Here is a 1,589-nt window from a genome sequence, read left to right as displayed (position 1 = left end):
TGAAAAAAAAGGATCGACCTGAAATTCAACAACATGTCGCTTATCTGATAAATAATAGTATATCGTGTTTTTAAACAAGAAAAAGCAACAGACAAAAATTATTGACTAATATAATATTCTATTTTTAAAAGATACTTTTATTTTATTAAAAATAAAATAGGTATAAGTGAATGAAAAAATAAAAGCAGGTAGTATGATTGCAAAAAATTCATGTTGAATCATTAAGTAGCTTTGATTGGTATCATTTTCTAGGGCTGTTTTTAAAAGTGATTCTGTGATATAACCATATCGAAAATTAAAAAATAGTTCAATACCCAAAATAAAATTGAATAACCCAAATATTATTAATCTTATTAACTTAACTTTTGGGAAAATAAATAAAAACAGAAAATAAACTAGAAACGTATAACTAAAATTTTTTAATTTATTGATATTTATTATGTAATATGCGGCAAAAATAATTGCAAAGTATATAAAATAAGGACATTTTGTTTTGTTAGAATTTTGATATTTAGACTCTTTATTTTGGGCATGAAATATAACCTTTTTTATATTTTCCTTAATTTAATGACGATTTAATTTTTTATATAAATACATTATGTAACTTTTCACTCCCTTAACTATCGCCCCTTTTCGAAAAAATTGTTTGGCATAAACTCTATAATCAACCGCTCTCATTTTATTTTTGTAAGATTTTAATACATCATTGCTCCATGGCGTGAAATGTTTATAGAATTGATATAAATTTTGTGACAAACCCTCATGCTCTATGTACCACATTTTTCTAGGGCCGGTGAAATGAATAAAGTAAGGTAATGTCTCTTTATTATCGAAAAAAGTCTCTTTTTGCTTATCTGTCATCCAAGTAAATAAATAATTCCATTTAGCGTCAATTATTTTTATGTGATCTTGTAACACAATATTTAAGGCATCTTGATCGGCATATTTTAAAGCACTATTTTTATACAATATCTCATTTGTTTTATCTTCGACATTAAATTTCATCCAATTTTCAACGTTAATGTAAAGTACGCCTGCATTAAAATAATTATTAGAATTTATATTTAATCGAATTGCATTAGGATCTTGTTTTTCCTGCATTGAGTCTAAACTTACGGCACAAATAATATTGTCAATATTAATTTTATAAATAGCAGAAATATTAGAAAAACATAATACATCAGCATCAAGATATAGTAATTTATCGACTTTACCTGACAACAATCTTGGTACCATGAGACGAATGAAAGTTGAATTTGAGATGTGGCTTGTTGAAAATTTATGCTGATATTGATTCATTCCATCTTGTTTTATTTCATAAATAGTAATTAGAGAAGATGTTTTTTTTAGTTTTTCGATATCTTCATTTTTTACATCATATAAAAAAACATGAAATTGAAGTTTTTCAGCTAAATTATTTAAAATAATGGATTTAATTGAAACTGATACATGTTCCAAGTAGTTAGAATCTGTACAATAAGCAATGTTGATAATTTCTTTGTCCATATTGGATTTTACTTTATATAGTTCACTTCATTCAGTTATTAAATTATAAAATTAATTATATATTCATAGTTTATATTAAGGTA

1 protein-coding gene is annotated in these 1,589 nt (G+C 24.5%); it reads right to left on the bottom strand.

Annotated elements, in window-relative coordinates; genetic code table 11:
* Positions 1–564: 564 nt before the first annotated feature.
* Positions 565–1,506, bottom strand: coding sequence for a glycosyltransferase family 8 protein (locus A9G09_RS05870; protein ID WP_065633967.1), 942 nt, complete (start codon positions 1,504–1,506; stop codon positions 565–567).
* Positions 1,507–1,589: the final 83 nt, after the last annotated feature.

The organism is Gilliamella sp. wkB292 (genome assembly GCF_001690235.1).
In the GTDB taxonomy this organism is placed as follows: Bacteria; Pseudomonadota; Gammaproteobacteria; order Enterobacterales; family Orbaceae; genus Gilliamella; species Gilliamella apicola_F.
This window is presented reverse-complemented; position numbering and strand designations above follow the sequence as displayed.